Source organism: Methanomethylovorans sp. (assembly GCF_041447285.1).
Lineage (GTDB): Archaea > Halobacteriota > Methanosarcinia > Methanosarcinales > Methanosarcinaceae > Methanomethylovorans.
Genome location: NZ_JBGMEB010000017.1, coordinates 1 through 24,227, shown reverse-complemented (window position 1 = coordinate 24,227; position 24,227 = coordinate 1). Strand labels below are relative to the sequence as shown.

Here is a 24,227-nt window from a genome sequence, read left to right as displayed (position 1 = left end):
TCACTTTGTAAGTTTGGTTACCAGATTAGTTAATCCTTTTAATGAATCAAGGTTTTCCGGAATCAACATGTCTTCAGGAATTTCTATTGAATATTTTTCACTTAGGAAATCCAACAATTCGAGTAAACCAATTGAATCTATAATTCCACTCTGGGTGAGAGAATCGGTATCTGTCAAATTAGCGTTCTTGTCCATAAAAGAATTGTCTTTTAGGTAATTGACTATAGTTGTTTTTATATTTTCCATAGCATAAACCTCCAATTTTTGTCTTGGAAATCAATGACCAATTTCAATCTGTTAATGACTTTATTAACTATGCATTAGTATAAATATCTTCTGAACAAAATATCCGTCGACCTATGGACATAGATTTCCGTCTAATAGTATATATAATTAAGTGGAGATTTCTTTATAAATCTGATTAAATTTTTAGCACTAAATAAATCACTAATTCCATGCTCCTTATTTACATTTTATTTAATTTAATTTTCAAATAGTGCCAAAACTATATATTTACTAAAATCAATCTTTATTTAGAGGAGAGCTTAACAGCTTGACGAAAAGAAGAGTTAAGTCAATGGTCTAATTTTTGCATATGGCAACAAAATGAGGTTGGGGGACAACATATGGTACTAATCAGACCTTTTATATCTAGCGATAACGATGCGTTACTTAATATTGAAAAAATGAGTCCACAAGGTAACGAAAAACTAGCTATGGTGGCAGATCTTTCTCCAGATATTACTATAAGATACGAACTTTATGATAACTGGGAGATAATGGTAGCAGAGGAACATGAACAGATTGTAGGTTATGTGGGATGGACAGTCAAAAATGGACCTCTTAAACCTTACATATATCTGATTGAAGTGATGATAGACCCAAACTTTAGAAGAAAAGGTATAGGGACCCAGCTGATAAAAGAAGTAGAGAAATGTGCTAAGGATATCAATGCTTCCTACATCTATTGTTATATGTATGGGCCAAGTGAGCCCTCCATAAAATTTATGGAGAAAATGGGCTACATAAAGGAAAAGGAGATCATAATCTGTGAAATGTCTACCAGCAAGAAAGAGAGAATAAAAGCAAAATATGAACTCGAACACATTAATGAGTCAGATCTGCCTAAAGCTGTAGAACTTATCAACCAATACTACGCTGGAAGGGCACATTTCATGCCGTTTACACCCAAAAGTTTTAAAGATCGTGTCAATAAAACACTAGGGTATGGGCTGGAAAACTTCATGGTTGCAAAGGAAAATGGAAAAATAGTAGCTTGCGGAGGATTCTGGGACACAGCAGTATTTGCAGAAATGGTCTATATCAAAGAACCACTAATGTGGAGGCTCATATCAAACGTGCAGGGAGCTCTACGGCATCTCACACATATGACACTTGTACCTAAAGAAGGCAAGTACTTCAAATTCCGTAATATCGTTAACCATGCATTCAAACCAGGATATGAAGATGCTATGGTAGACATATTTGAACACTGCAGTTCCGTGATGTACGAAACAAGATGTGAGTTCTTTGGTACGTATCTGGATCCTGCTGATCCTCTTCTTGAAGTTCTGAAGGGGTTTAGACCTCACTTTGAAAAAGAGTACATATACGCAAAACCTATTACAGGAACACTTCCGGACTTCAGCAACTTCTATGTGGACTGCAGAGATACGATATTCTGAACTATAATTTTACTATTTTACCGTCCTTTTCTGTGTGCTAATAACCACTTCAATAACCTGACTTTTTTCCCGTGATAGATTCAATCTGCACCTTTATTATCAATGTATTTTTAAGAGAATTTACAGGATAATCAAAAGGAAGCCTCCCAGTATATTTGACCATTATAGCATTAAGAGCCTGCTTTTTCTCTTCTTCCTCTTCTATCAGAAATGCTGTGCCTTTTCCAAAAACGCTCATGTATCGAGTGCCACAGCTACAACTTTGTTCTTTCAATACTATTTTTACATCAATTTCTGTTTGAAATGCAACTTTACAGTTTTTTTTCAAAACCTCTATCTTACGGCCTTCTTTTGCAGAATGCATATAAAGAGAACCAGCAGAATAAACATAGTTCATAGCAACTAAGTATGGTTCATTTCCATTGACCATAGAGAGCCTGATGACCTCTGCTTCGTTTAGAATTCTTTCAATCAGCTGATTGTCAAGTATTTCCTTATCCTTTCTTCTCATCATCTTACTTTTACCATTATTTTTTAAATATTTATTTAATAGAATCCTCAGTTAACAATAAAAACTACCTAGTCCTTTTTCTTTTTAATGGAACGTGTAATAATACATGTGGATATGGATTACTTCTATGCTGCTATCGAGGAGCGTGAAAATCCCTCTCTTAAAGATAAGGCAGTAGTTGTGTGCATGTACTCTAACCGTGGGGAAGAAGGGGGAGCAGTGAGCACTTCTAACTATGTTGCCAGGAAGGCTGGCATACGCTCAGCCATGCCCTGCAGGCAAGCTAAAGCGCTCAAGTCAGATGCTGTTTTTCTTCCTGTGCGTAAGCAATTCTATGAAGAAGTTTCTGCAAGAATCATGGACATACTACACTCCCATGCAGATAACGAAGAATCCTTTGAGAGAATAAGTATTGATGAGGCATTCCTGGAAATAACCCAGAACTGTGGCGGAGATTTTGAGAAGGCAAAGGATATTGGTATGCAGGTTAAACATGATATCCTGGAACAGGAAAAACTCACATGCTCAGTGGGCATTGGGCCAAACAAGCTCATTGCCAAGATGGCTTCATCTTTCAAAAAACCAGATGGTTTGACATTGATTGACCCAAAGGATGTGACTGCTTTTTTAAGTCCTCTGCCTGTGAAAAAACTCTGGGGCATAGGAAAAGTTACAGAAGAAAAGCTCTTGCAGATGGGTATTGAGACCATAGGGCAACTTGCTGACTTTGATGCCTTGGAGCTCATATCAGTATTCGGTAAAAATCGGGGAACCTGGCTGAAAAAAGCTGCATCTGGTATTGATGAATCACCAGTTACCGAAAGAACAGTCACAGACCAGATAGGCAGAATGGCTTCTCTAAAAGAAGACACCCGAGATGATGATATGATATTTTCCCTGATGAGAGAATTGGTGGATGATGTTATCAAAAAGACAGGAGAAAGAAAAGTGAGTTTTCGTTCTGTAACTGTCACCGTGATCTTCTCCAACTTCAGGATGACAACAAAAAGCCGTACACTCAATCATGCAGTTTCTGATAAAGGTATTTTACATGAAACTGCAAGGGAAATGATGTTGCAATTCCTTCACGAGAGCACTATGAACTTCCGCAGGATAGGTGTTAGGGTGGGAAATCTGCAACAGAACACTGGACAGAAAAGCCTATTCGAATTTATGTAGAATGCTTGTAAGTGTTTTTGCACCTGAGTTTTTTAATAATTAAAAGGGTTACTTATGAAAAGTAATTGTCGTCGATACTTTTTTTAAATAGCAGGCTCAGATTATAAACAGTCGAATTATAAACCTACCAAGCTTAGACTTCGGGGAGTGATAAAATGGAAGGAGATAGGATATCCTGTCACACATCAGTAAAGAAAGTGTATGAAAGAATAAAAGAAGACGGCATAACCAATATCTGGGATAGATATGAGGCACAGGGCATGGGTGGGAACCCCGACAGACGTTGTAATTTCTGTCAGGGAGGTATGCGCTGTGACTTATGTTCAAACGGACCTTGCAGAGCCAATGCAGAGAGTGATAAAAGAGGAGTTTGTGGTATCACTGCTGACGGTATGGCTATGCGTATGATGTTATTACGCAACGTAATGGGAGCGTCTACTTACCAGTACCATACAGAGCAGACTATAAAAACACTTAGAGCCACAGCTCTTGGTAAAACACCTTTTAAAATAAAGGAACCGCAGAAACTCAGAACTTTTGCTGCAAGGCTTGGTGTCGATACATCCGGCACTGATAATGAAATTGCCTTGAGATTATGTGACTTCGTGGAAGCTGATTTCAGGAACGAATACGGGAAACACAGCAAGATAGTAGAGATACTTGCACCTGAAGAGCGTAAGGAAACATGGAAAAAACTGGGCATATTCCCAAATGGTATTCACAGTGAGATTATGAGGACGACGAGTTCATCCCTCACAAACGTGGATGGGGATTATGTGAGTCTTGCTCTCAAAGCCATGCGTTTGGGAGTGGCCATGGGTTATCAAAGCCAGATAGTAAATGAATATTGCCAGGACATTCTTTTCGGTTTGCCAAAACCACACCTGATGAGGGTAGACCTTGGAGTACTCGACCCTGAATATGTAAACGTACTTCCCAATGGTCATGAACCATTTTTGGGATTTGCCATGGTACAACTTGCCAGAGAAAAAGAATGGCAGGACAAAGCTCAGGCGATTGGTGCAAAAGGACTGCGCATAATTGCAAATATTGAAACTGGTCAGGAAATGATACAGAGATGGGAAATGGACAATGTATTCTTTGGTTTCACTGGTAACTGGATTATGCAAGAAGCTGTCTTAGCCAGCGGCTGTGTAGATGTGTTCGTAGCAGATATGAACTGCTCAATGCCTATAGACCCAATATACGCTGAAAAATATCATTTCAGGATTGTGCCCGTGAGTGACCTTGTTTCTTTAGAAGGCGTTGACGAAAGAATAGATTACGTGCCAGAAAAAGCACGGGAACAGGCGGCTCAGTTGTTGCAGATAGCTATAGATAATTTCAGCAAACGCAGAAAAGCTGTCACACCTGTAACTGGCCTTCCTATAACTGAGTCTGTAGTGGGATTCTCTTCTGAGAGCATAACAGAGGCATTAGGTGGCAGTCTAGCACCTTTACTGGATGCCATTAAAAGCGGAACCATAAGAGGTGTTGCTGGTCTTGTATCCTGTACAACTCTGAGAGATTCAGGGCAGGATTGTCATAGTCTGGATATTGCGAAGGAACTTATTGCACGGGATGTGCTGGTACTTTCCATGGGATGCGGCAATGCGGCAATGCAAGTGGGAGGTCTATGCAGCCCTGATGCAATAGAACTTGCAGGACCTGGACTCAAAGGATTGTGTAAACAGCTTGGTGTCCCCCCAGTACTCAGCTTTGGTACATGTACCGATACCGGAAGGCTGGCAGATCTGCTTGGTTCCATATCAACGGCATTAGGAGGTGTACCTCTACCAGACCTGCCAGTCGTAGCAACAGCACCTGAATACATGGAACAGAAAGCTACCATTGATGCAGTGTATGCTTTAGCATTGGGTCTGTACACTCATGTTAACCCCGTGCCTACTGTAACAGGTGCTCCAAGGCTTGTGAAATTGCTCACCCAGGATTGTAAGGATGTTACTGGGGGAGTAATGAATGTGGAGACTGATGCCAAAAAGGCTGTAGATGCAATGATGGATCACATAGAAATGAATCGCAGTAAATTGGGCATCTGAACAGTTGACAAAAGTGGAAGTAGGAGTATGTATTAAAACATGGGAGATGATATGTGATGACTGGAAATTTAACAGCACACATCTCCTGTGTATACGAAAATCAAATACAATAAAAGATTGGTAATTATAATTGATTATAAATTCATCATCAGTAATTGCTGTCAAAAGTCTTTTTAGACTCGAAAATTATATGTACTGCCACTTTGCCTTACTATGAAATGCTTTTAAATTGTTTCGTTTTAGCAGGAAACATTGTCTTGATGGATTCATCGAATAAATAATTAAAACATCTTAAAGGGATAATTATGGAAATCAACGGAGTCGAAATAGAGGACACTTATGCAGAAGCTTTTCCTATCAAGATCGGTAGGGTATTGATAACAGCAGCCACAAAACGCTGGGCAGAGGTAGCAGCTACAGAAGCAACTGGATTTGGTACTTCAGTTATCATGTGTCCTGCAGAAGCAGGCATTGAAAGATTTGCAACCTGTGAAGAGACACCGGATGGCAGACCAGGCGTGTACATCCAGATATGCACATTCGGATACGAGGCATTGGAACACCAGCTCCTTGAGCGTATCGGACAGTGTATACTCACAGCTCCGACAACTGCTGTATTCAATGGCCTTCCAAATGCAGAAAAGCAGTTCAATATCGGCGCAAAAGAGAGATTCTTTGGTGATGGCCTGGAATCAGTAAAACAGCTTGGAGATCACAAAATGCACAGCATACCCCTTATGGGAGGAGATTTCCTTATCGAAGAGAATATCGGAGCAATAGCCGGTATTGCAGGCGGTAATTTCTTCATCTTCGGTGACAGCCAGATGACAGCACTCACAGCTGCAGAAGTTGCTGTTGACGCCATAAAGGAGCTTGAAGGTACGATCACACCTTTCCCGGGAGGTATTGTTGCAAGCGGTTCCAAGTCTGGGTCTAACAAGTATGCCAAATTCATGAAGGCTACAGCTAATGAGAGATACTGTCCTACTGTAAGAGACAAAGTACCTGACACTCAGATACCAGCAGATGTAAAAGCAGTGTATGAGATAGTCATCAATGGTGTCAATGAAGAAGTTATTAAAAAGGCAATGGCTGTTGGTATCAAGGCTGCAGTAACAGTTCCTGGTGTTAAGAAGATATCGGCCGGTAACTATGGTGGCAAACTTGGAAAATACCAGCTCAAGCTTCACGATCTCTTCTGAGATAGAAGCTTAAATCTTCTTTTTTTTCTTCTTTTTGTTACATTTTTTATTAGAAAAAATCAGAGACCTAGCACTGCTAAGCCTGCATGTAAAGAAGTTTCAAGATAATCTACTGGATTGATGTTCAGGAACTGGAATATGACATAAGCTCCTACTAAACTGCCTGCCATAGCACCAAGGTTAGACATGGCAGTTACAAAAAGGACCCTGAAAAAATTATTTTTCATCATGTCTTTCATTGATTCTGCATTCATGAGACTTTTCAGGTCTTTTGTTGTAGGATTGCGGTATTTTGCTTCTCTGAGACCTGCATACCATCCCGCAGCTACAGCCGGATTAAGAGTGGTCATCCAGGCAACCATAAAAGATGTTAATACCGAATAAGGATGGCCTCTTGCTAATGCGGTACCCAGAGCACTTAAGCCTCCGGTAATAAGAAACCACCATATGAATACCATACCAAGGGTTTTGAATGATACACCTGAAATCAGCAGCAATACAAAAGCTGCCAGCGGAATCGCTAACATTATTATTCCGAAGGCTTTTAAAAGACTAAATCTTTTTTTCGGGATATCTTCAACTGACTGTGGGCGTGGAAGAGTCTCCGGATGCAACAGATAGTTCTGGATGCCTGCTCTATGACCCGCGCCAACTACAGCAATGATCTTTTTTCCACCACCAGATGCTAGCCTTATAAGATTAGAAGCCATGTAAGCATCTCTTTCATCTATGAGGACCTTGACAGCATTTGGAGAAGTATCGCGGAATTCATCGACTAGCATCGTGACTATGTCTTGATTGGTAATAGTTTCCATATCAATATCCTTAGTTCCACCAATGCCTAAAACAGCAGCCACCAGACCTGCAATCATTTTCAGTTTTTCAATGAAGCCCATTTTGCTCCAGAATCTTTGTAGAGTTACCTGCACATTCCTATCGATAAGAGCTATCCGTGCCCCATGTGCTTCAGCAGCATCTATGGCCTTGATCATCTCGGCACCTGGCTGTACACCCATCTCATCAGCGAACTTTTTTTGCACATGAGCAAGAAGCATGTGTACCATATACTGAGCGATCTTACCTTCTTTGAGTATATCCTTGATAGGAATTTCAGTATCAACTGTTTTTCCTTTAAGGCTATCATACCGGGGCTTGCATAGTTCTACAGCAACAATATCAGGTTTTTCTTTTTCTATAGCTGTATTGACCTCAGCAACGCTTTTTTCAGATACATGGGCCGTACCTATTATAATGATCCTTGAAGGCTCTACCTGCGAGCTGTGATCTGCTGAAGGAGAGAACAGATCATAACAGCTATGCTGGTTCTCTGTGGAACATGTATCAGTTATCACGGTGTTTGAGCTAGCAGAAGAGTCAGAATTATAAACAGATGTATCCGCAGAAGAAGTAATGCTGCTGATATTACTACTGTCTGGAGCAGAAGCAGTTTTATCTTCTTCATGAAATGAGTTTTTCACAATATATACCTCACGAACAGTTTACTGAAACAGGAATTGTTATTTTTAAACTTTTTAGCTAATTATATTATATTCAACTTATTATAACTGCTCATTGGAAAGCATCATTGCTCTCATAAGATCTGTCCTGGAAAGAATGCCTGCTACAGAGCCATTAGAATCTACAACTAACAATCTTCCTATATTATTTGACATCATCAATTTGAAGGCTTCTGAAGCTTTAGCGTTCACAGGTAATGAAACCACGTCTGTGGTCATTATATCTCTTACCTGCAAGACTACTCTATCAAGAGGAGGGACTTTATGCACGTCAGATAAAGTCACAATCCCTTTTAAAGAATTGCCTTCAATGACAGGATAACCCATGTGCCTGTTCTCAAACATAAAACTTAAGAGAGCATCAATTGTCATATCTGGAGGCACTGATGTAACATCTGGACTCATAACATCAGAAACTGTATATTTCTCAAGGGTTACTGTAACTGTAGTAGACTTGTCTTCTTCTGAGGCTCCAATGTAAACAAAGAACGCTATTAGTATGAGCCACGCATTATAAAATAGACCGATTATTCCCATGAAAAATGCAAAAAGTTTTCCTATAGAAGCAGCATAGTGAGTGGCCTGTACATAGTTCATCCTTTTAGCATACCATGCTCTGAGAAGACGGCCTCCATCCATAGGAAAAGCCGGCAAGAGATTGAAAAGACCAAGTACTATGTTTATCGAACCTAGAATATTAAACATCATGTAAATAGGCGTAGATGCATAAGAAAATATCATAGATGCAGCCAGAAAATTAGATAAGTAAATAGTGGTACCTAAAATGAGGCTTACAAAAGGACCGGCAAAAGCCATCTTGAGCTCTTGCGAAGGGTTCCTGGGAATTTCTTCCATGGAGGACACACCACCAATAAGCATCAGTGTTATGTCTTTTATTTCCACACCGTATCTTTGGGCTACATAAGAATGACCAAGTTCATGAAGAAGTACACATACGAAAAGAAGAATGGTTGTAAGTAGGGATAATAAATAGTTCATCAGCGGAGTGGTCTGGTCTTGAAAACCAAACGGAGCTGGATTTGTGGCAAAAACCAGGGCGAATACCGGCAGTATTAGTAAGAAAGTAATGTGTAACTTAATGGGGATGCCGAGAATTTTGCCTATTTGAAATGATGTTTTCATAGTTTATCTTGTGGTATGTTAATATTTATTTTTATCTTATTAACGTATTGCCAATTAATACTTTCACCCTGCTTGGTCTCATTTTATATCTTCTGTAGAATTATTGTTAATTATACAATGGATTGATGAATACACGCCTTACAAGCTTCAAGGCCAGGTATCATCAGTTCCATGTTTGATCCATCCCCTCAATATAAGCCGGAACATGCCTTGGGTTTTAAATTCTGCTAATTTTAATCCGTTAGTTTCTCAAGGCATGTTACCGGTCCCGTCAGTACTGGACCTTTAGGATTTATTGTTCTCAGAAGATTCAAACTGGTCAAGTACAGATTTGAGGTCGTTGACAAAAGCTAAAATATTTGCTTCTGTCATATGAGGCATGATAACAAGACGTATAGACAATGGTTCCCTTGTTATAGAAACCTGCCATCCGAATTGATTAGCTAATTCCTTTCTTATTTTTTTAGGTTGAGAGACAGACAAAGCCAAAATGTTCATGACTGGATCAATAACAGGGTGAAGCCCGATTTTTTCAGCTTCTTGTAAAAGCAACTGAGTAAGTGACATACATCGGCTAACCATCTGAGTATAACCATCTCTTCCTAAATGTTTCATCACAGCATATGTGGCTGCTACTGAAGCTCCACTACGAGTACCTGTAAGAGTACATTGACTGCTTATCGTCAGATAAGGAGTATCAACTCTAAGAAAATCCATCATTTTTTCTTCTCTGAAAAGCAAGGCCCCAGAAGGAATGGTGCTCATGCCCATTTTATGTGGATCTATAGCAATCGAAGTCACTCCCGGAAGAGAAAAATCAAAAGGTAAATCTTTATTGATAAATGGAAGGATAAAACCTCCGAAGGCTGCATCAACATGAAGAAAAATACCTTTTTCAAAAGCAATATCTGAAAGCTTTGATATAGGATCAACCTGACCAAATTCAGTAGATCCTGCAATACCAACAAGTCCAATTGTGTTTTCATCTATAAGACATGATACGTGATCAGTATCAACAGTCAGATCAGAAAGGACACGCGATTTTCTGACTTCAATCTTAAGGATATCAGCTATTTTGTCAAAAGAAAAATGAGCAGAAGTTGGTACAACAATGTTTGGGTTTTGGATAGACTTACAAGCATTGCGCATAGCTCGTATAGCCTGAATATTAGATTCAGTTCCTCCTGTAGTAAGATAACCATAAGGATGAGAATGATTCAACAGATTTCCAAGCATCTTCAAGACACTTTGTTCTAATTCATAAGTTCCCATGAAAAGACCATAATCACCCATATTCGATTCAATGAATAACTTATGTGCTTCAACTGCAATAGGATGAGGATAAGTACACATAGAACTAAGAACTTTTTCGTAATGAAGATCTTTTGACTTTGCTTGCATTAAAGAAGATATAATATCATTCCAATTTTGTCCAGATTGCTGCATTTGCTGTTAGAATAACCGTTATGTTTAAATTTATTATGTTCGAAAATGTAACTTCGTTAAATTTAGAATGATTTAGAAAGGTTCTTACTTTTGTTATACTTGATTAGAAGGGAACCCCATTGTTTCTACTGGAACTTTTAATCTAATTTGATTTTTGTTTGTGATATGTGTCAACTAACACATTTTTAATACATTTGTATCAAAGAAATTATCACTGTTTTTCAATTTGAAACAAAGATTTAAATATGATAAATTGAATAAGTACCATAGGCTTTTTTTTTCACAATATTAAAAATTGTATCGCCAATTTTTTTTTTCATGCACTCCACTGGAAATAATAGGGTGTCCCTCTTTTATAAACCTTCCAGTGGAAATAAAGGGGTTTAGAATTTTGAATTCCATTTGAAGTACCTGACTAGATATACATCACTTTTCTTCAAAAAATTAAAAAGGCACATGTTACTGATTTTTCTACTTCACTCTATTTTTATAAAACCTTGCACTGGAAACAAAGGGGTATTCACCATAACTATTAATAACCCTAATTTCCATTGTAGCAATTGGAAAAGGATGAGATAAAGGATTCACTTGCTTACATAGATCATCATTATATTCAAAAGCGCTAAGTTATAGGAGAGTTTACGCCTTCTCTTTTTAGCGTTTTCTATTATGCAAACATCTTAGATAACCTGTTGAGGTTATTTCACGTTTGCAGGTTGGATCCAGGATCAGTGGTAGGATGGTAATCAAAATGCAAAACAAAGCTTTAGACGGTCTGTTTCAGGAATTACTGGCGACTGAACCTATTTTCAATAATAAGGAAGTTTTAAGGCCGACATATACTCCTGACACCTTAGTGCACAGAGATGAACAGATTAATAGTCTTGCAACTATATTGGTCTCGGCTCTGAGGGGCGATACTCCTTCTAACATTCTTATTTATGGAAAAACAGGTACTGGTAAAACAGCTGCTTCCCGGCATGTAGGCAGAGAGCTGGAGAGAATAGGCGAACAACTTAATGTACAGTGCAGCGTGGTTTATGTTAACTGTGAGGTCATAGATACTCAATACAGGTTGCTTGCCAATCTGGCAAGGCAGTTTGGAGAAGACGTTCCAATGACTGGTTGGCCTACAGATCAAGTCTTTGCAAAATTCAAAGAGGCTGTAGATTCGAAAAAGCAAGTCATAATTATTATTCTTGATGAAATAGATAAACTTGTTAAAAAAGGTGATGATGTTCTTTATAATCTTTCCAGAGCAAACTCTGATCTCAAGCAGGCAAAAGTGAGTATGATCGGAGTTTCTAACGACCTTAAATTTACTGAGTTTCTGGATCCACGGGTAAAAAGCTCTCTAGGAGAAGAAGAAATTATTTTTCCACCATATGATGCAGATCAGATAAGTGATATTCTTGTGGAAAGAGCAGAAATAGCTTATAAAAAAGGTGTTCTCGAAGAAACTGTTATTCCTTTATGTGCAGCTTTTGCAGCTCAGGAACATGGTGATGCAAGGCGTGCATTAGACCTTTTGAGAGTTGCAGGAGAGCTTGCTGAGCGCGAAAAGAAACCGTGTGTACAGGAAGAACATGTAAGACGTGCCCAAGATAAAATAGAGGTTGATCGTGTCATTGAAGTTGTTAAGACTCTTCCTACGCAGTCAAAACTTGCACTCTGTGCTATTATAAACTTAAGAAATAATGGTTACAAGAACGTTACCACTGGAGAAGTATACAATGTCTATCGTCAGTTATGCATTACTGTAGATATGGATATTCTCACTCAAAGACGTGTGACTGACCTTATGTCAGAACTCGACATGCTTGGTATCGTTAATGCTCTGGTAGTGAGCAAAGGTAGATACGGAAGAACGAAAGAAATAGTTTTGAGCGTTCCTGTATCCAGTACACAGCGTGTACTTTTCGAGGACTACAGGCTTAAACCACTTGAAAACTTTAAGCCGGTTATAACTACCCAAATGCACTTATGATGTTGTTTTCTGGTAAAAAATATCAGAAAGGCAACATCAGCCTTATCTTTCCTATGTAAGGTATGCGATATCTGGCGACTCCTATAATCCACTCTTCTTTTACCGGTGTCAGATAACTTATTTGTCCTTGCTGATCATACACCATATTAGTTTTTTCATTGTCACCTTTAGTGATATAACCGTCATGGGGAGCTACTGGCCCTCCTTCCCACATAGGCTCGCCTGCTTTTACAAAATACATGGCTCTATGAATAATGGGTGTTACATCTTCTCTTCCATAAGGCCTGTATAATATAACATCCCCATTTTCCTTAAATGACATATAATCACTAGATGAATCTGCCTTTGTTATTACCGATGTCCTTTCTATGTTTTGTATAAAAATAATATCTCCGATATTCATGTGCGGTTCCATGCTACCGGATTCCACAGCGACCATTGGCGTCCACATACCAAATATTATGTATGAAATGGTTGAGAACGCTAACACCGCTGCTGCCACAGATAGTATATCTCTGGTTAATGAAATGAAAAAATTATCACTTTCTCGAAAAGTTCTAATGCCTTCCTTTAGATCCATTGTTTCACCGGATGCCTTCAGATAAGAATTATAATAGTTTCTTCCTTCCCATTACAACTATATAAGAACATAGCATATAGGCCACATTACTTTCCTTGGATCCTCCGGGGATTGAAAATTTGTGAAAAAAATATTTTGTTATTCGTAACATCCGATCCTCTATGAATCAGATAGAAGTGATTACCGTTTTCCTGGAAGAAGGATATCAAATAAGCCCCAACGCTGTGGAGTTGATATGTTGTCATTGCAATCCGCACAGTCTTATGGATCGCATCTTAAAAAATATGGATCCTTCTGTATTAGTAGTGGATGTAGAGCATATTAATGGCCTCATTGAAGAAAATAGTTCTCAGGAAAAGTCTGCAATTCTTGAAAAAAAATCTTTGCATGATAATGGTCATATCATTCCTAAAACAGTTACTCTAAAAAGCTCTGCTGTTAAATTCAATACTTCTGAAAATCCTGTTGATATTTTAATGGACATCACAGATAATTCTACGTGTGTAGGAGAATATATGGAATTTGTCCAGTTTTTCAGGAATCGATATAGCAGGTTAAGCGAGATGATCAGGAACAGGTTAAATTCAAGGCCTATAGAAAGCCTGAACAAGTACCGTAATAAGAGTTCAGGCCGCCGTGAGGGTATGGACAAGGATATGAACGAAGTGTCTATCATTGGCATGATCTCAGGCCTCAAAAGCACGAGTAATGGTCATAAGATGATAGAACTTGAAGATACTACAGGTTCCATCTCGGTGTTAGTCCGAATGGCTGATAAAGAGCTGTTCGAACTTGCGAGTCGGTTTGTACTGGATGAAGTTGTGGGTATCACAGGTGCTCTTACTAACGATGGTAAGTTACTCATAGCTAAAAAGATCACTATTCCTGATCTTCCCAACACTCTTGGAGAAAGAAAAAGATCATACGGCAAAGCTGTGTTAACTTCTGATGTTCATATAGGCAGTTCCACATTTTTGGAGGATGAATGGTATCGTTTTATTGATTTTCTAAAAGGTGATACTGACAATGAGGCAATGGCTGAATTGTCCAAAGAAGTCCGATATCTTGTGGTTGCAGGGGATTTAGTGGATGGTGTGGGTATCTATCCAGGACAGGAAATGGAATTAAAGATACAAGATGTATATCAACAGTATAAGAAAGCTGCTGAATACTTTAGTGAAATACCCAGACATATCACAGTTATAATATCTCCAGGCAATCACGATGCTGTAAGGCAGGCAGAGCCTCAGCCCATGTTGCCTGAGATCATAAGAGCCGATTTTTCTGATAATGTTACTTTTGTGGGCAACCCATCAGTTGTTGATCTTGATGGTGTGAAGCTTATGATTTATCATGGAAGGTCTATTGATGACCTTGTGGCATCTATTCCGGGAGTTTCTTATCATGAACCTACAAAAGCTATGGTGGAAATGATGAAGCGTAGACATCTCTCTCCTATTTATGGTAGCAGAGTGTCTATAGCTCCCGAAAAACAGGACCATTTCGTGATTGGGCAGGTGCCTGATATATTACATTGTGGTCATGTGCACACAGTGGGCGTGGATTGGTACAAAAATGTCCTCTTGGTGAACTCAGGTACATGGCAATCCCAGACCGAGTTCCAGAAAAGAGTGAATGTAGTTCCCACTCCTGCACAGGTACCTGTAGTGGATCTTAGTACTCTTAAAACTACTATTCTTAAGTTTGCAGAGTGATTTCTACACTTTAAATTCGAGCTTCATTCGCCAAAGTATATATACACCAAATCTTAACTAAAACCCAAATGTCCTCTCAGGAATACAATTTGCCAGATATTACAGATCTTTCTTCTCTTCTCAAAAAGCAAGGTTACAGTCTTGCAGGGAATCATTCGGCTGTAAAGACATGCCTATGGCTTCGAAGGGCGATGAGGGAGGAAGGTAAATGCTACAAAGCTTCATTCTACGGGATACATTCTCATAGGTGTCTCCAGATGACCCCAACTCTCATGTGTAATCAGAGATGTCTGCATTGTTGGCGTCCGGTGGAAGTCGATGCCCCTGCACCTGAGGAGTGGGACTCTCCATCGGAAATAGTGGGGTCATGTATAAAATCTCAGAGGAAGTTGATCTCAGGTTTTGGTGATGCTGAGCATAGAGAGTTATGGTTAGAGGGCAATGAGCCCAAACATGTAGCTATATCTCTATCAGGTGAGCCTACAATGTATCCCTATCTTGCAGAATTGATAGAAGAATTCAAAAAACAGGGATTAACGACGTTTGTTGTCAGTAATGGCACTAACCCTGAAATGATGCAACGTATTAATCCTTCCCAGCTTTATATGAGTATGGATGCTCCAGATGAGGAAACGTATAATAAGGTATGCCGTCCCAAATCAACCCAATTATGGAACAAGCTGAACGAGTCCCTTGATGTACTGAGGGATAAAGAGACAAGGACAGTTATACGGATTACTCTGATAAAGGGAGTTAATATGTTCAATCCTCAAGGTTATGCTGAATTAATAAAAAAAGCTTCTCCAGATTATGTGGAGGTAAAAGCTTACATGCATCTGGGTTTTTCAAGAAATCGTCTTCCCAGGGAAGCGATGCCCTCACATGAGGAAGTTTTGGATTTTTCTAAGCAACTAGCGGGTCATTTGGGTTATGCAGTTGCTGATGATGTTGAGATCAGCAGAGTGGTATTGCTATCAAGGGACGGTTTTGTCTCTCATCTTGAATAGCATCTGCTGCATTGACAGCATTTCTTTCAAATACCTGTCATAATCTATATTTATATCAAGATCTACATAAAGGCAAATTATAAAATTTGAGATATCTTATCATTTAATCTTACCATGGAGTATTAACACAATGACAGAACAATCTGCTCATAAGAAATATGAATTTAAAAAGAAACTGGAGGAACTCAGGACCAAGAAAGGTCGTGGAACAGAACTCATCTCTCTCTATATTCCTCCTGATAAACAAATATCTGATATCACCTCTCAGCTCAAAGGAGAACATGGGCAGGCGGCAAACATTAAGTCTAAGATCACTAAGGACAATGTTCAGGGTGCTATAGAATCCTTGCTTGCAAGGCTCAGATATGTAGAAGTTCCGGAAAATGGTATAGTTTTCTTCACTGGTGCTGTTGATATCGGTGCAAACAAGACAAATATGGAAACCACTACTGTCGAACCCCCTCAGCCAATAGTAACATACAGATATCACTGTGACTCCAGTTTTTACCTTGAGCCTCTTGAAGAAATGCTCAAAGATGCAAAAACCTATGGACTATTGGTTCTAGATAGGCGTGAGGCAGCTGTTGGCTTACTTGTGGGTAAGCATATAGAAGCTAATAGGACTTTAACTTCTACTGTACCAGGAAAACAGCGAAAAGGAGGTCAGAGTGCTCATAGGTTCCAACAATTGAGGCTCATTGCTATCCATGAGTTCTACAAACGTATAGGTGATGCTGCTACTGACGTGTTCATGGCAGTTGATCCGAAAAACTTTGAAGGTATTCTTATAGGAGGTCCCTCTCCGACCAAGGAAGAGTTCGAATCAGGAGAGTTCCTGCATCATGAACTTCAGAAAAAGGTACTTGGTCTTTTTGATGTTGCATATACCGATGAATCCGGCCTTCCGGAATTGGTTAATGCAGCAAGTGAGAAACTTTCGGATATCGATCTTATTGCAGAAAAAAAGCTCATTCAGCGTTTTTTCACAGAATTAGTATCAGATTCTGGCAAAGCAGCCTATGGAGAAGAATCTGTAAGAGGGAATCTTCATATTGGTGCAGTGGAAGTCCTTCTGATATCTGAGGATCTCAGAGCAGAAAGAATAACAGTACGATGTCCAAATGGAGACCATGAGGCAAAGCTAACAAAAGCCTTCAAACCCGGAGAGGACAATTTTGCCCCAGGGCCTTGTCCAGTTTGTGGTTATTCTATGGAAGTTGTAGAAAAAGTGGATATTGTAGACGAACTTTCTGAAATGGCTGATCAGATGAACACCCAGGTGGAATTCATTTCAACTGATTTTGATGAAGGTTCACAACTTATGAACGCTTTTGGCGGTCTGGTTGCTATATTGAGGTTCAGCACGGGTATGTAAAACGGGTGATATAATGTATCTGGATTTCAGAAAACAGGTTGAAACATTATTAAATGAGACTATTTCCCAGCTTGGTATTGAAGCTTCAGATCTTGATCTTGAACCATCAAAACATGCAGATGTTGCTTCAAAAGTTGCTTTCAGGATCGCATCCAGGGAAAAGAAGAATCCCAAAGAGTTAGCAGAAACAATAGTTAAAACTGCTAATGTGAAGAATTTCCTTCTCATAGGCGAAATGAAGGCTATGGGTCCTTATATTAATATTAACACTTCCAGAAACTATATTGAAGAAACCTTTTCAAGGATAAGGTCTGAAGGCACGTCATTTGGAGGAGGTTTCTGTGAAGGTAAGATCCTCCTTGAACATACTTCTGCAAATCCAAATGGGCCATTACATGTGGGTCATATCAGAAACTCAGTCATTGGTGACACTCTGGTGCGCATTCTCAGAAAAGCCGGTTACAATGTTGAGACCCAGTACTATGTAAATGACATGGGTCGTCAGATAGCTATTGTTTCCTGGGCTCTTTCTCATTTTGATTTTGATACATCAAAAAAATCAGACCACTCTATAGCAGATGTTTATATTAAGGCCAATGCTAAGCTTGGGGAAGAACCTGAAAAAGTAGCAGAGATCGACAGACTTATGCAGCTTGTGGAAAAAGGGGATGATGCTACAATAAAAAGCTTCAGTGAAGCTGTCTCTCTTGCACTCGATGGTATAAAAGAAACTCTTTTGCGCATGAACATATACCATGATAGTTTCCCTTACGAATCCACTTTTGTAAGGTCAGGTGCTGTTACAAGAATAATTGAGGAGATTAAAGCTACAGGTCGTACGAAGGTCGATGATGGTGCCCTTATGTTGGATCTGGAGGATTACGGTTTTGAGAAGAAACTGGTGGTACAGAGATCAGATGGAACATCTCTGTACACTACTAGAGATCTGGCATACCATGAGTGGAAAGGTGAAAGAGCTGATCGCATGATCGATATTCTGGGAGCCGACCACAAGCTTATTTCAGGTCAGTTAAAGGCAACTCTGAATCTTCTGGGAAAACCTGAACCTGAAGTTGTAATATTTGAGTTTGTTTCTTTGCCTGAAGGCTCTATGAGTACCAGAAGAGGCAAGTTCATTTCCGCAGATGAATTATTGGACCAGGTAGAAGAACAGGCTTTTGTGGAAGTTGATATGCGAAGGCCAGATATGCCTGAGGATTTCAAACAAAAAGTAGCCAGAATGGTCGGCATTGGTGCTGTCAGATACGATGTTATCAGAGTTTCACCGGAGAAATCTACGGTTTTCAACTGGAAAGAGGCTCTCGATTTCGAGAAACAAGGTGCTCCATTTATCCAGTATTCACATGCCAGAGCATGCAGTATACTGAAGAAAGCTCAGGAAGAAGGAGTCTGGAACGAGGCTTTTGAAATGGATCCTTCACTACTTGTGGAGGATACTGAAGTGGACTTGATCAAGAAAATGGCTTCTTTTGACAGCATTATAGAGCAGTGTGCAAGGGAGTTAAAACCACATACATTAGCTATCTACTCAAGAGAGCTTGCAGAAGCTTTCAACCAGTTCTACCGCTTCGTACCCGTAATTAGCATCGATGACGAAAAACTGAGAGCTACAAGGCTTGGACTTGTGGACTGTGCACGCATCACGTTGGCAATTTCATTAGAGACCCTGGGCATAGATGCTCCAGAGTCTATGTGAAATTTTTACAGTGCATAGGACACACTGTTTTCTTTCAGGCTTTCCAGTGTAAAATTGAAAAGCAGCAGCAGATTTCCCTCAAGGAAAAAAATAGTGCTGTTGCTGCGATCCTTTTTTGATGCAAATAGTACAGTGAATTCCAAGTCTCTTTCTGCTGCTATTTTCACATTGAGATAAGGATTTTCAGATACAGCAATCTCACGCCATATGATTCTTTCTAGATTTATTAGATCGAGATACTTCTCTGTCCAGCTCATGAGGGCATCTGTATACTTTTCTGACAACCTCATGTTGTTAATTAAACAAGAAGCGTGTTCTTTGTTATCCATACACGTTGTAGCAGAACATGCCACACTATCACCCCTGATCCGATGGACAATTCCCTATCATCTTATCTGGCATGATACTATTTATATTTATTATATTATTTATATTTATAGAGTATATTTATCTGTTAGAAATCAGGTGTTTCAAATTTTACTGATCAATCCGTAAACTATTTAATTTAGAATCTCTCAAACTTGAGTAAGGGTATCTTTATTTCAAGGTTTTTGATTCATATCTTGAAATACGAGGGAGGGGAGAATATGCCATCATTTGTAAAAATACAGGAGCAGGAATGGAAGAAAATCCTAACCCCACAGCAATACTATGTATTAAGGGAAAAGGGAACAGAACCTGCTTTTAGTGGAAAATATTACCAAAATGAAAAGAAAGGTGTCTATCTCTGTGCCGCTTGTGGACAGGAACTATTTAATTCAAATACGAAGTTCGACTCTGGTACTGGCTGGCCAAGTTTCTGGGCTCCAATATCTGAGGATAAAGTGGTCAGAAAAACCGATAATAGTTATGCAATGCAGAGGACAGAAGTACTTTGCAGCAGGTGTGGAAGCCATCTTGGCCATGTTTTTGATGATGGACCTGCACCTACAGGCGAAAGATTCTGTATGAATTCGGTCTCATTGGATTTCGAGGAAGAGACATGATATCAGAATGCTTTCTACTTCCGGGAGAGAATATGGAAAACGATTACATAAGATTCCATGCTCACAAAGGTCATGCTAACAATATAACTTTCCTGAATGCTGGAAGAAAAGCGTTATCTTCCGGCATGGACGGATTCATGAAGCTCTGGTCGGTGCCTTCTTGGGAGTTGATGGGAGAGTTCAAAGGGCATACTAAAAGTGTTAACAGTATTTCATTTTCCCGTAATCTGAATATCATTGCTACAGGCTCATCCGATCATACTATCAGGCTTTGGTCTTATCCTGCCTGTCTTCCTCTGGAAGTTCTCGCAGGACATAGCAATGTTGTGTCATCTGTATGTATTTCCCCAGATGGAAAATTGCTTGCTTCGGGTTCTTATGATGGAACCGTAAGATTATGGGCGTTGAAATATGGTAAAGAATTTTTAGTTTTGGAAGGAAGTCCGGATGCTATTTCATGTGTTCTTTTTACTCCCGATGGCAAACAAGTACTAAGTGGTGGTGTAGGTGGAGATATATATGTCTGGTCTTCATCTGATGGTAGACTTGAACAGAAATTGAGAGGCCATGATGTTGCCTTGATGTCCATGGTAGTGACTCCTGACAGAAAGCATCTTATTAGTTCAGGATATGAGCGAAAGCTGCGCATCTGGTCATTGAAAAACCTTAAAGAAGAGCTTTCTATAGAACTTGATGGTACAGGTCATTTCCCTCTCGCAGTTTCTTCCAATGGAAAAACATTTGCTGTAGGAATGGATTATGACATTGTTATCTATGATTTTGATTCGGGAAAAAGTGTATCAAATATACCTCTTATGGTCAAAGGCGTATACAGTATGGCTTTTTCACCCAACGGGCGTTATCTAGTTGCTACAACAGCAGATGGCCGGCTGAACATTTGGGACTTGGAAAAATGAGACATGTTCAAGATATCTATTATATTCTTTTTCAAGATACTACTATTTTAGTAAAATAATACATATATATCTATATATGTTAGATTGCAATTTATAAATAATATGCAATCAGGATATTTTTTGACTAATTATTTTCTTGGATATATCGTAGTTGTTAATATCATATCATTCAGCCTTATGGGTTTGGATAAAAAGAAAGCTACCCGTAAAAAACATAGAATACCTGAAAAACATCTGTTCATATGGGCAATTGTAGGTGGAAGTTTAGGGGGTGTTTTAGGAATGAAAATCTTCCGGCATAAAACGAAGCACCCTCAATTTAAATATGGTTTTCCCTTTATCCTGCTGATCCATTTAATACTAGTTGTGTTATGGTCATGGATTTTACCTTTACCTTGAAAGATGGAAGAGGGGTTTTAGAAACCTAATCTTTCCATTTCTTTTAGTATCTTGGGGCTGAAATCAGTGAAGTGCTGTATCCCGCCAGTCCATGCTGCTATCATCATGGCATCTTTTATTTCCTGTGAAGTTGCCTCGAATTTCTTAAGCTTCTCCAGTATCTTGAGCGCACTTTCTATGTTAAGTTTGGAACAGGCTATAGTAAAGACTAAAAGGTGCTTTTGCTTCATAGTAAGTCCATTTTCCCTCTCCTTCCATACGGCTTTATAGTAACCTGCAAGAGCTTCCCCGAACTCTTTGTCTATCTGAGTTGCATAGATCACAGATCTTGGTCCGAAGCCCTTTACATCCTTTGCTTCTTGTATTTCTTTGCTCATAGTCATCACTAAAGATTCAGTGGGAAACGATTTAATTTTATGCATCTAGGTGTATGAATATGGTCGAGGCAGTCAAGGAGAAGGGAGTATATTGTCTGATATTCGAAAACCAACAATGCAGTATCAGGGTTGGAGGTCTTGAAGATATTAATTTTAGGGCAGGGTATCATATTTATGTGGGTTCTGCACAAGGCACAGGCGGTCTAAAGAGATTGTATAGACATGTAATGCTTTCAAAGGATAAAGGAAGAAAAGCCAAGTGGCATGTCGATTATATAAATCTTGATGAGCATTTTCAATTGGTGTGCACAGTGCATGCTGTCACTTCTGTCAAAATTGAATGTCTTCTTGCAAAAAAATTCCAGTCTGAAGCTGTTCATGGTTTTGGGTGCAGTGATTGTGCATGCAAATCCCACCTTTTCTATCGCTGCTATGACCCAACAGATGAAGTGGTAAAAATTTTCAGAAAACATGGCCTTGAGCCAGTGACTCAAGGCTTTTTATAGTAACCTTTGTGCATTGATTTAGTGGAGGCTGTCAATTAGAAAACAGATTAAAATGGAAGATCGAGGGTATCTTCCCGGGGAAGACTAATGCCCTCCCCAGAATTTGATGATGACTATACTCTATCTGGAAGATATAATTGTGATACCCTCTAGATGCTCATATATTATTATAATTATATAAATCTGGTGCTTCTAAAAACATTAAATCAGTTAGGGTTTCATGTAGTAGAATGGTTGCAATACCAAATTATAATATTAGACTAAGATAATTTACATTTTAAGTGTGCCTCACTTCTTGGTACAGTTTTCAGCTTCTACCTCCAGCCTGACCATTCCTATATGAACCACACCTTCTTTGTCAGCAGGGTGTACTTCAAGGTACTTATCCACAAAAGAATCAATGAACTCACTGCGCAGATCTTCGGGTATTCTCAACGTATATGGAAGCCATGTGCTGCGAATAAAACCAGATAAGCCTTCTCTACCTTTAAGTTTCATGTCCTTGGGTATAAGTTCTACCCTCTTTGCTTCAAGGCCTACTTCATCCAGCCATATATTATACTCTTCCGGGCTGTAAAAACCGAATGGAAAAGAAAAGTCTTCAAAATACCTGCTCCATTTTTCATCTTTTAGTAATTTATCAATTACCAAAAATGTACTTGCAGCATTCCCCTTTCCGCCCATTTGAAGCAGTATCTTCCCCGATGCTTTCAAACTTATTTTGATGCCTTTAAGAACTGAGCGATGATCAACTATCCAATGGAGAGCAGCGTTTGAAAAAACTATATCAAATTCCCTGTTGAAATGCAATTGCTTTGCATCCATAAGTTTAAAACTGAGATTTGGATACTCCATTTCAGGGAATTTACTCCGGGCAAACATTATCATTTCCTCAGAACTATCAACACCCACTACAAAACCCCGAGGCACATGGTTTGCGATCTCAGCGGTGACTTTACCCTCCCCACATCCTATGTCCAGGATCCTTTCATTTCCCTTAAGAGCAAGCTTTGGTATAAGTTCCTGAGCCCATTGTTGCTGATTTGAGGACTGAGTGGTATAATCAGCGGGGTTCCATTTGTACACGACTTTACCTCCTGATGCATTTTAATATTCTGGCTACTCCGTACATAGCAGATAGTTCTGCAGTTACTTCTATTCCATATCCTTTAAGTAGGGAATTCAGATCAGACTCTATAAATTCAGCATAATATTTGCTTTCATATAATCTGGCAATGTAACGGACAAAGTACCCACCTGCTCTTTTTTCAGATGAAGATGAATAGTCAATGATCATTATAGTGCCACCAATCCTGGTGACCCTAACGATCTCTTGTAAAACTTGTTTTCTTATACTTAGGGGCATTTCATGCAAGGCAAATGAAATACAGCCCACATCGAAATGCTGGTCTATAAATGGAAGCTTTGCGGCATCAGCAAGAATAAATCCTACATTATTATACTCGTTATTCCTTTCAGCAACTTTCAGCATGTGTTCCGAAAAATCAATTCCCACAACTTCATAACCTCTTCTCCCGAATGCAAAAGCCTGCTTTCCAGTACCTGTAGCTACATCAAGTATTTTGGCACCTTTTTTTGCATCGGTAAGATCCACAACTTCAGTTCTGATATCCATGATAAAAATATCTGTCAAATCATATACATAAGACAATCTATAAAATATTTTCCTTATGTATGAATAGTAGTCCTGCTCCATGCAACCAGCCAACTATTAGTAAAATACTTGCAGCATGGTACATAAAATCAGCCGTAAAGATGTGTTTTATCTATGAGGCCATCAAATTAGCTCCTTAGATTTCTATTCTAATTTGATGTACTTTTTTAGAATAGCCTTCCAAACGAATTCCTGAGTTTAACTTTATTTTGCAATTCAGTAAGTACCAATAGTTGATAAGAA

The 24,227-nt window shown here is 39.1% G+C and carries 23 protein-coding genes; 13 read left to right on the top strand and 10 right to left on the bottom strand.

What is annotated here, in order from left to right; genetic code table 11:
• Window positions 1–246, bottom strand: coding sequence for an acyl carrier protein (locus ACC612_RS10460; protein WP_371854476.1), 246 nt, complete (start codon window positions 244–246; stop codon window positions 1–3).
• Between the two features lie 380 nt (window positions 247–626).
• Here ACC612_RS10460 and ACC612_RS10455 point away from each other — a divergent pair, with 380 nt between their 5' ends.
• Entirely contained in the window at window positions 627–1,685 is a 1,059-nt protein-coding gene (locus tag ACC612_RS10455) for an N-acetyltransferase family protein (RefSeq protein WP_371854475.1), read from the top strand.
• A gap of 49 nt (window positions 1,686–1,734) precedes the next feature.
• Here ACC612_RS10455 and ACC612_RS10450 read toward each other — a convergent pair whose 3' ends face one another.
• Window positions 1,735–2,196, bottom strand: a complete 462-nt coding sequence (locus tag ACC612_RS10450) for a pyridoxamine 5'-phosphate oxidase family protein (protein ID WP_371854474.1) — start codon at window positions 2,194–2,196, stop codon at window positions 1,735–1,737.
• An 87-nt stretch (window positions 2,197–2,283) separates the two neighbouring features.
• On the opposite strand from ACC612_RS10450, the gene dinB reads away from it, so the two are divergent.
• The 3 genes from dinB to fhcD all read left to right on the top strand — a co-directional run bounded on the left by dinB (window position 2,284) and on the right by fhcD (window position 6,637).
• Window positions 2,284–3,375 carry a DNA polymerase IV gene (dinB, locus tag ACC612_RS10445; RefSeq protein WP_371854473.1) on the top strand — a complete coding sequence of 364 codons (1,092 nt, stop codon included), beginning with the start codon at window positions 2,284–2,286 and terminating at the stop codon, window positions 3,373–3,375.
• A gap of 155 nt (window positions 3,376–3,530) precedes the next feature.
• Entirely contained in the window at window positions 3,531–5,435 is a 1,905-nt protein-coding gene (gene cooS / locus ACC612_RS10440) for an anaerobic carbon-monoxide dehydrogenase catalytic subunit (RefSeq protein WP_371854472.1), read from the top strand.
• A gap of 305 nt (window positions 5,436–5,740) precedes the next feature.
• Window positions 5,741–6,637 carry a formylmethanofuran--tetrahydromethanopterin N-formyltransferase gene (gene fhcD / locus ACC612_RS10435; RefSeq protein WP_371854471.1) on the top strand — a complete coding sequence of 299 codons (897 nt, stop codon included), beginning with the start codon at window positions 5,741–5,743 and terminating at the stop codon, window positions 6,635–6,637.
• 59 nt (window positions 6,638–6,696) lie between these two features.
• Here fhcD and ACC612_RS10430 read toward each other — a convergent pair whose 3' ends face one another.
• The 3 genes from ACC612_RS10430 to mfnA form a co-directional block, all read right to left on the bottom strand.
• Window positions 6,697–8,115, bottom strand: coding sequence for a TraB/GumN family protein (locus tag ACC612_RS10430; RefSeq protein ID WP_371854470.1), 1,419 nt, complete (start codon window positions 8,113–8,115; stop codon window positions 6,697–6,699).
• Between the two features lie 81 nt (window positions 8,116–8,196).
• On the bottom strand, window positions 8,197–9,297 hold the full coding sequence (locus ACC612_RS10425) for a CBS domain-containing protein (RefSeq protein ID WP_371854469.1): 1,101 nt from the start codon (window positions 9,295–9,297) through the stop codon (window positions 8,197–8,199).
• Window positions 9,298–9,582: 285 nt separating this feature from the next.
• Window positions 9,583–10,743 carry a tyrosine decarboxylase MfnA gene (mfnA, locus tag ACC612_RS10420; RefSeq protein ID WP_371854468.1) on the bottom strand — a complete coding sequence of 387 codons (1,161 nt, stop codon included), beginning with the start codon at window positions 10,741–10,743 and terminating at the stop codon, window positions 9,583–9,585.
• Between the two features lie 751 nt (window positions 10,744–11,494).
• Here mfnA and ACC612_RS10415 point away from each other — a divergent pair.
• Entirely contained in the window at window positions 11,495–12,730 is a 1,236-nt protein-coding gene (locus ACC612_RS10415) for an ORC1-type DNA replication protein (protein WP_371854540.1), read from the top strand.
• A 22-nt stretch (window positions 12,731–12,752) separates the two neighbouring features.
• On the opposite strand, the gene ACC612_RS10410 is transcribed toward ACC612_RS10415, so the two are convergent.
• A complete protein-coding gene (locus ACC612_RS10410; protein ID WP_371854467.1) occupies window positions 12,753–13,310 on the bottom strand; it encodes a S26 family signal peptidase in 558 nt (185 codons plus the stop codon).
• A gap of 161 nt (window positions 13,311–13,471) precedes the next feature.
• Here ACC612_RS10410 and ACC612_RS10405 point away from each other — a divergent pair, with 161 nt between their 5' ends.
• The 4 genes from ACC612_RS10405 (at window position 13,472) to argS (ending at window position 19,124) form a co-directional block, all read left to right on the top strand.
• Complete coding sequence (locus ACC612_RS10405) at window positions 13,472–15,025, top strand: DNA-directed DNA polymerase II small subunit (protein ID WP_371854466.1); 1,554 nt, start codon at window positions 13,472–13,474, stop codon at window positions 15,023–15,025.
• A gap of 68 nt (window positions 15,026–15,093) precedes the next feature.
• Window positions 15,094–16,032 carry a 4-demethylwyosine synthase TYW1 gene (gene twy1, locus ACC612_RS10400; RefSeq protein ID WP_371854465.1) on the top strand — a complete coding sequence of 313 codons (939 nt, stop codon included), beginning with the start codon at window positions 15,094–15,096 and terminating at the stop codon, window positions 16,030–16,032.
• Window positions 16,033–16,162: 130 nt separating this feature from the next.
• A complete protein-coding gene (gene prf1 / locus ACC612_RS10395) occupies window positions 16,163–17,407 on the top strand; it encodes a peptide chain release factor aRF-1 (RefSeq protein WP_371854464.1) in 1,245 nt (414 codons plus the stop codon).
• Between the two features lie 13 nt (window positions 17,408–17,420).
• Window positions 17,421–19,124 (top strand): arginine--tRNA ligase, encoded by a 1,704-nt coding sequence (gene argS, locus ACC612_RS10390; RefSeq protein ID WP_371854463.1) that lies wholly within the window; start codon window positions 17,421–17,423, stop codon window positions 19,122–19,124.
• 5 nt (window positions 19,125–19,129) lie between these two features.
• Here argS and ACC612_RS10385 read toward each other — a convergent pair whose 3' ends face one another.
• Window positions 19,130–19,477 carry a hypothetical protein gene (locus ACC612_RS10385; protein ID WP_371854462.1) on the bottom strand — a complete coding sequence of 116 codons (348 nt, stop codon included), beginning with the start codon at window positions 19,475–19,477 and terminating at the stop codon, window positions 19,130–19,132.
• A gap of 234 nt (window positions 19,478–19,711) precedes the next feature.
• On the opposite strand from ACC612_RS10385, the gene msrB reads away from it, so the two are divergent.
• The 3 genes from msrB to ACC612_RS10370 all read left to right on the top strand — a co-directional run bounded on the left by msrB (window position 19,712) and on the right by ACC612_RS10370 (window position 21,426).
• Window positions 19,712–20,110: a peptide-methionine (R)-S-oxide reductase MsrB gene (gene msrB, locus ACC612_RS10380; protein WP_371854461.1), complete on the top strand. Its 399-nt coding sequence runs from the start codon at window positions 19,712–19,714 to the stop codon at window positions 20,108–20,110.
• Window positions 20,111–20,142: 32 nt separating this feature from the next.
• Window positions 20,143–21,027: a WD40 repeat domain-containing protein gene (locus ACC612_RS10375; protein ID WP_371854460.1), complete on the top strand. Its 885-nt coding sequence runs from the start codon at window positions 20,143–20,145 to the stop codon at window positions 21,025–21,027.
• A gap of 102 nt (window positions 21,028–21,129) precedes the next feature.
• On the top strand, window positions 21,130–21,426 hold the full coding sequence (locus ACC612_RS10370) for a DUF1294 domain-containing protein (protein ID WP_371854459.1): 297 nt from the start codon (window positions 21,130–21,132) through the stop codon (window positions 21,424–21,426).
• A gap of 17 nt (window positions 21,427–21,443) precedes the next feature.
• On the opposite strand, the gene ACC612_RS10365 is transcribed toward ACC612_RS10370, so the two are convergent.
• The gene (locus tag ACC612_RS10365) at window positions 21,444–21,803 is read right to left on the bottom strand and encodes a carboxymuconolactone decarboxylase family protein (RefSeq protein WP_371854458.1); all 360 of its coding nucleotides are present in this window, start codon (window positions 21,801–21,803) and stop codon (window positions 21,444–21,446) included.
• A 59-nt stretch (window positions 21,804–21,862) separates the two neighbouring features.
• On the opposite strand from ACC612_RS10365, the gene ACC612_RS10360 reads away from it, so the two are divergent.
• On the top strand, window positions 21,863–22,309 hold the full coding sequence (locus tag ACC612_RS10360; protein ID WP_371854457.1) for a DUF123 domain-containing protein: 447 nt from the start codon (window positions 21,863–21,865) through the stop codon (window positions 22,307–22,309).
• Between the two features lie 288 nt (window positions 22,310–22,597).
• Here ACC612_RS10360 and ACC612_RS10355 read toward each other — a convergent pair whose 3' ends face one another.
• Together ACC612_RS10355 and ACC612_RS10350 are read right to left on the bottom strand one after the other, a co-directional pair.
• Window positions 22,598–23,395: a trans-aconitate 2-methyltransferase gene (locus ACC612_RS10355; protein ID WP_371854456.1), complete on the bottom strand. Its 798-nt coding sequence runs from the start codon at window positions 23,393–23,395 to the stop codon at window positions 22,598–22,600.
• Between the two features lie 4 nt (window positions 23,396–23,399).
• A complete protein-coding gene (locus tag ACC612_RS10350) occupies window positions 23,400–24,026 on the bottom strand; it encodes a class I SAM-dependent methyltransferase (protein WP_371854455.1) in 627 nt (208 codons plus the stop codon).
• Window positions 24,027–24,227 lie beyond the last annotated feature (201 nt).

What these genes read in the sequence shown, in the direction of transcription:
- fhcD (WP_371854471.1), top strand. Translation starts at nt 5,741, where the DNA reads ATGGAAATCAACGGAGTCGAAATAGAGGACACTTATGCAGAAGCTTTT.
- ACC612_RS10360 (WP_371854457.1), top strand. Translation starts at nt 21,863, where the DNA reads ATGGTCGAGGCAGTCAAGGAGAAGGGAGTATATTGTCTGATATTCGAA.
- ACC612_RS10425 (WP_371854469.1), bottom strand. Translation starts at nt 9,297, where the DNA reads ATGAAAACATCATTTCAAATAGGCAAAATTCTCGGCATCCCCATTAAG.
- prf1 (WP_371854464.1), top strand. Translation starts at nt 16,163, where the DNA reads ATGACAGAACAATCTGCTCATAAGAAATATGAATTTAAAAAGAAACTG.
- mfnA (WP_371854468.1), bottom strand. Translation starts at nt 10,743, where the DNA reads ATGCAGCAATCTGGACAAAATTGGAATGATATTATATCTTCTTTAATG.
- ACC612_RS10350 (WP_371854455.1), bottom strand. Translation starts at nt 24,026, where the DNA reads ATGGAGCAGGACTACTATTCATACATAAGGAAAATATTTTATAGATTG.
- argS (WP_371854463.1), top strand. Translation starts at nt 17,421, where the DNA reads ATGTATCTGGATTTCAGAAAACAGGTTGAAACATTATTAAATGAGACT.
- ACC612_RS10455 (WP_371854475.1), top strand. Translation starts at nt 627, where the DNA reads ATGGTACTAATCAGACCTTTTATATCTAGCGATAACGATGCGTTACTT.
- ACC612_RS10405 (WP_371854466.1), top strand. Translation starts at nt 13,472, where the DNA reads ATGAATCAGATAGAAGTGATTACCGTTTTCCTGGAAGAAGGATATCAA.
- ACC612_RS10375 (WP_371854460.1), top strand. Translation starts at nt 20,143, where the DNA reads ATGGAAAACGATTACATAAGATTCCATGCTCACAAAGGTCATGCTAAC.
- cooS (WP_371854472.1), top strand. Translation starts at nt 3,531, where the DNA reads ATGGAAGGAGATAGGATATCCTGTCACACATCAGTAAAGAAAGTGTAT.
- ACC612_RS10365 (WP_371854458.1), bottom strand. Translation starts at nt 21,803, where the DNA reads ATGAGCAAAGAAATACAAGAAGCAAAGGATGTAAAGGGCTTCGGACCA.
- ACC612_RS10370 (WP_371854459.1), top strand. Translation starts at nt 21,130, where the DNA reads ATGCAATCAGGATATTTTTTGACTAATTATTTTCTTGGATATATCGTA.
- twy1 (WP_371854465.1), top strand. Translation starts at nt 15,094, where the DNA reads ATGTCCTCTCAGGAATACAATTTGCCAGATATTACAGATCTTTCTTCT.
- ACC612_RS10410 (WP_371854467.1), bottom strand. Translation starts at nt 13,310, where the DNA reads ATGGATCTAAAGGAAGGCATTAGAACTTTTCGAGAAAGTGATAATTTT.
- dinB (WP_371854473.1), top strand. Translation starts at nt 2,284, where the DNA reads ATGGAACGTGTAATAATACATGTGGATATGGATTACTTCTATGCTGCT.
- msrB (WP_371854461.1), top strand. Translation starts at nt 19,712, where the DNA reads ATGCCATCATTTGTAAAAATACAGGAGCAGGAATGGAAGAAAATCCTA.
- ACC612_RS10450 (WP_371854474.1), bottom strand. Translation starts at nt 2,196, where the DNA reads ATGAGAAGAAAGGATAAGGAAATACTTGACAATCAGCTGATTGAAAGA.
- ACC612_RS10460 (WP_371854476.1), bottom strand. Translation starts at nt 246, where the DNA reads ATGGAAAATATAAAAACAACTATAGTCAATTACCTAAAAGACAATTCT.
- ACC612_RS10415 (WP_371854540.1), top strand. Translation starts at nt 11,495, where the DNA reads ATGCAAAACAAAGCTTTAGACGGTCTGTTTCAGGAATTACTGGCGACT.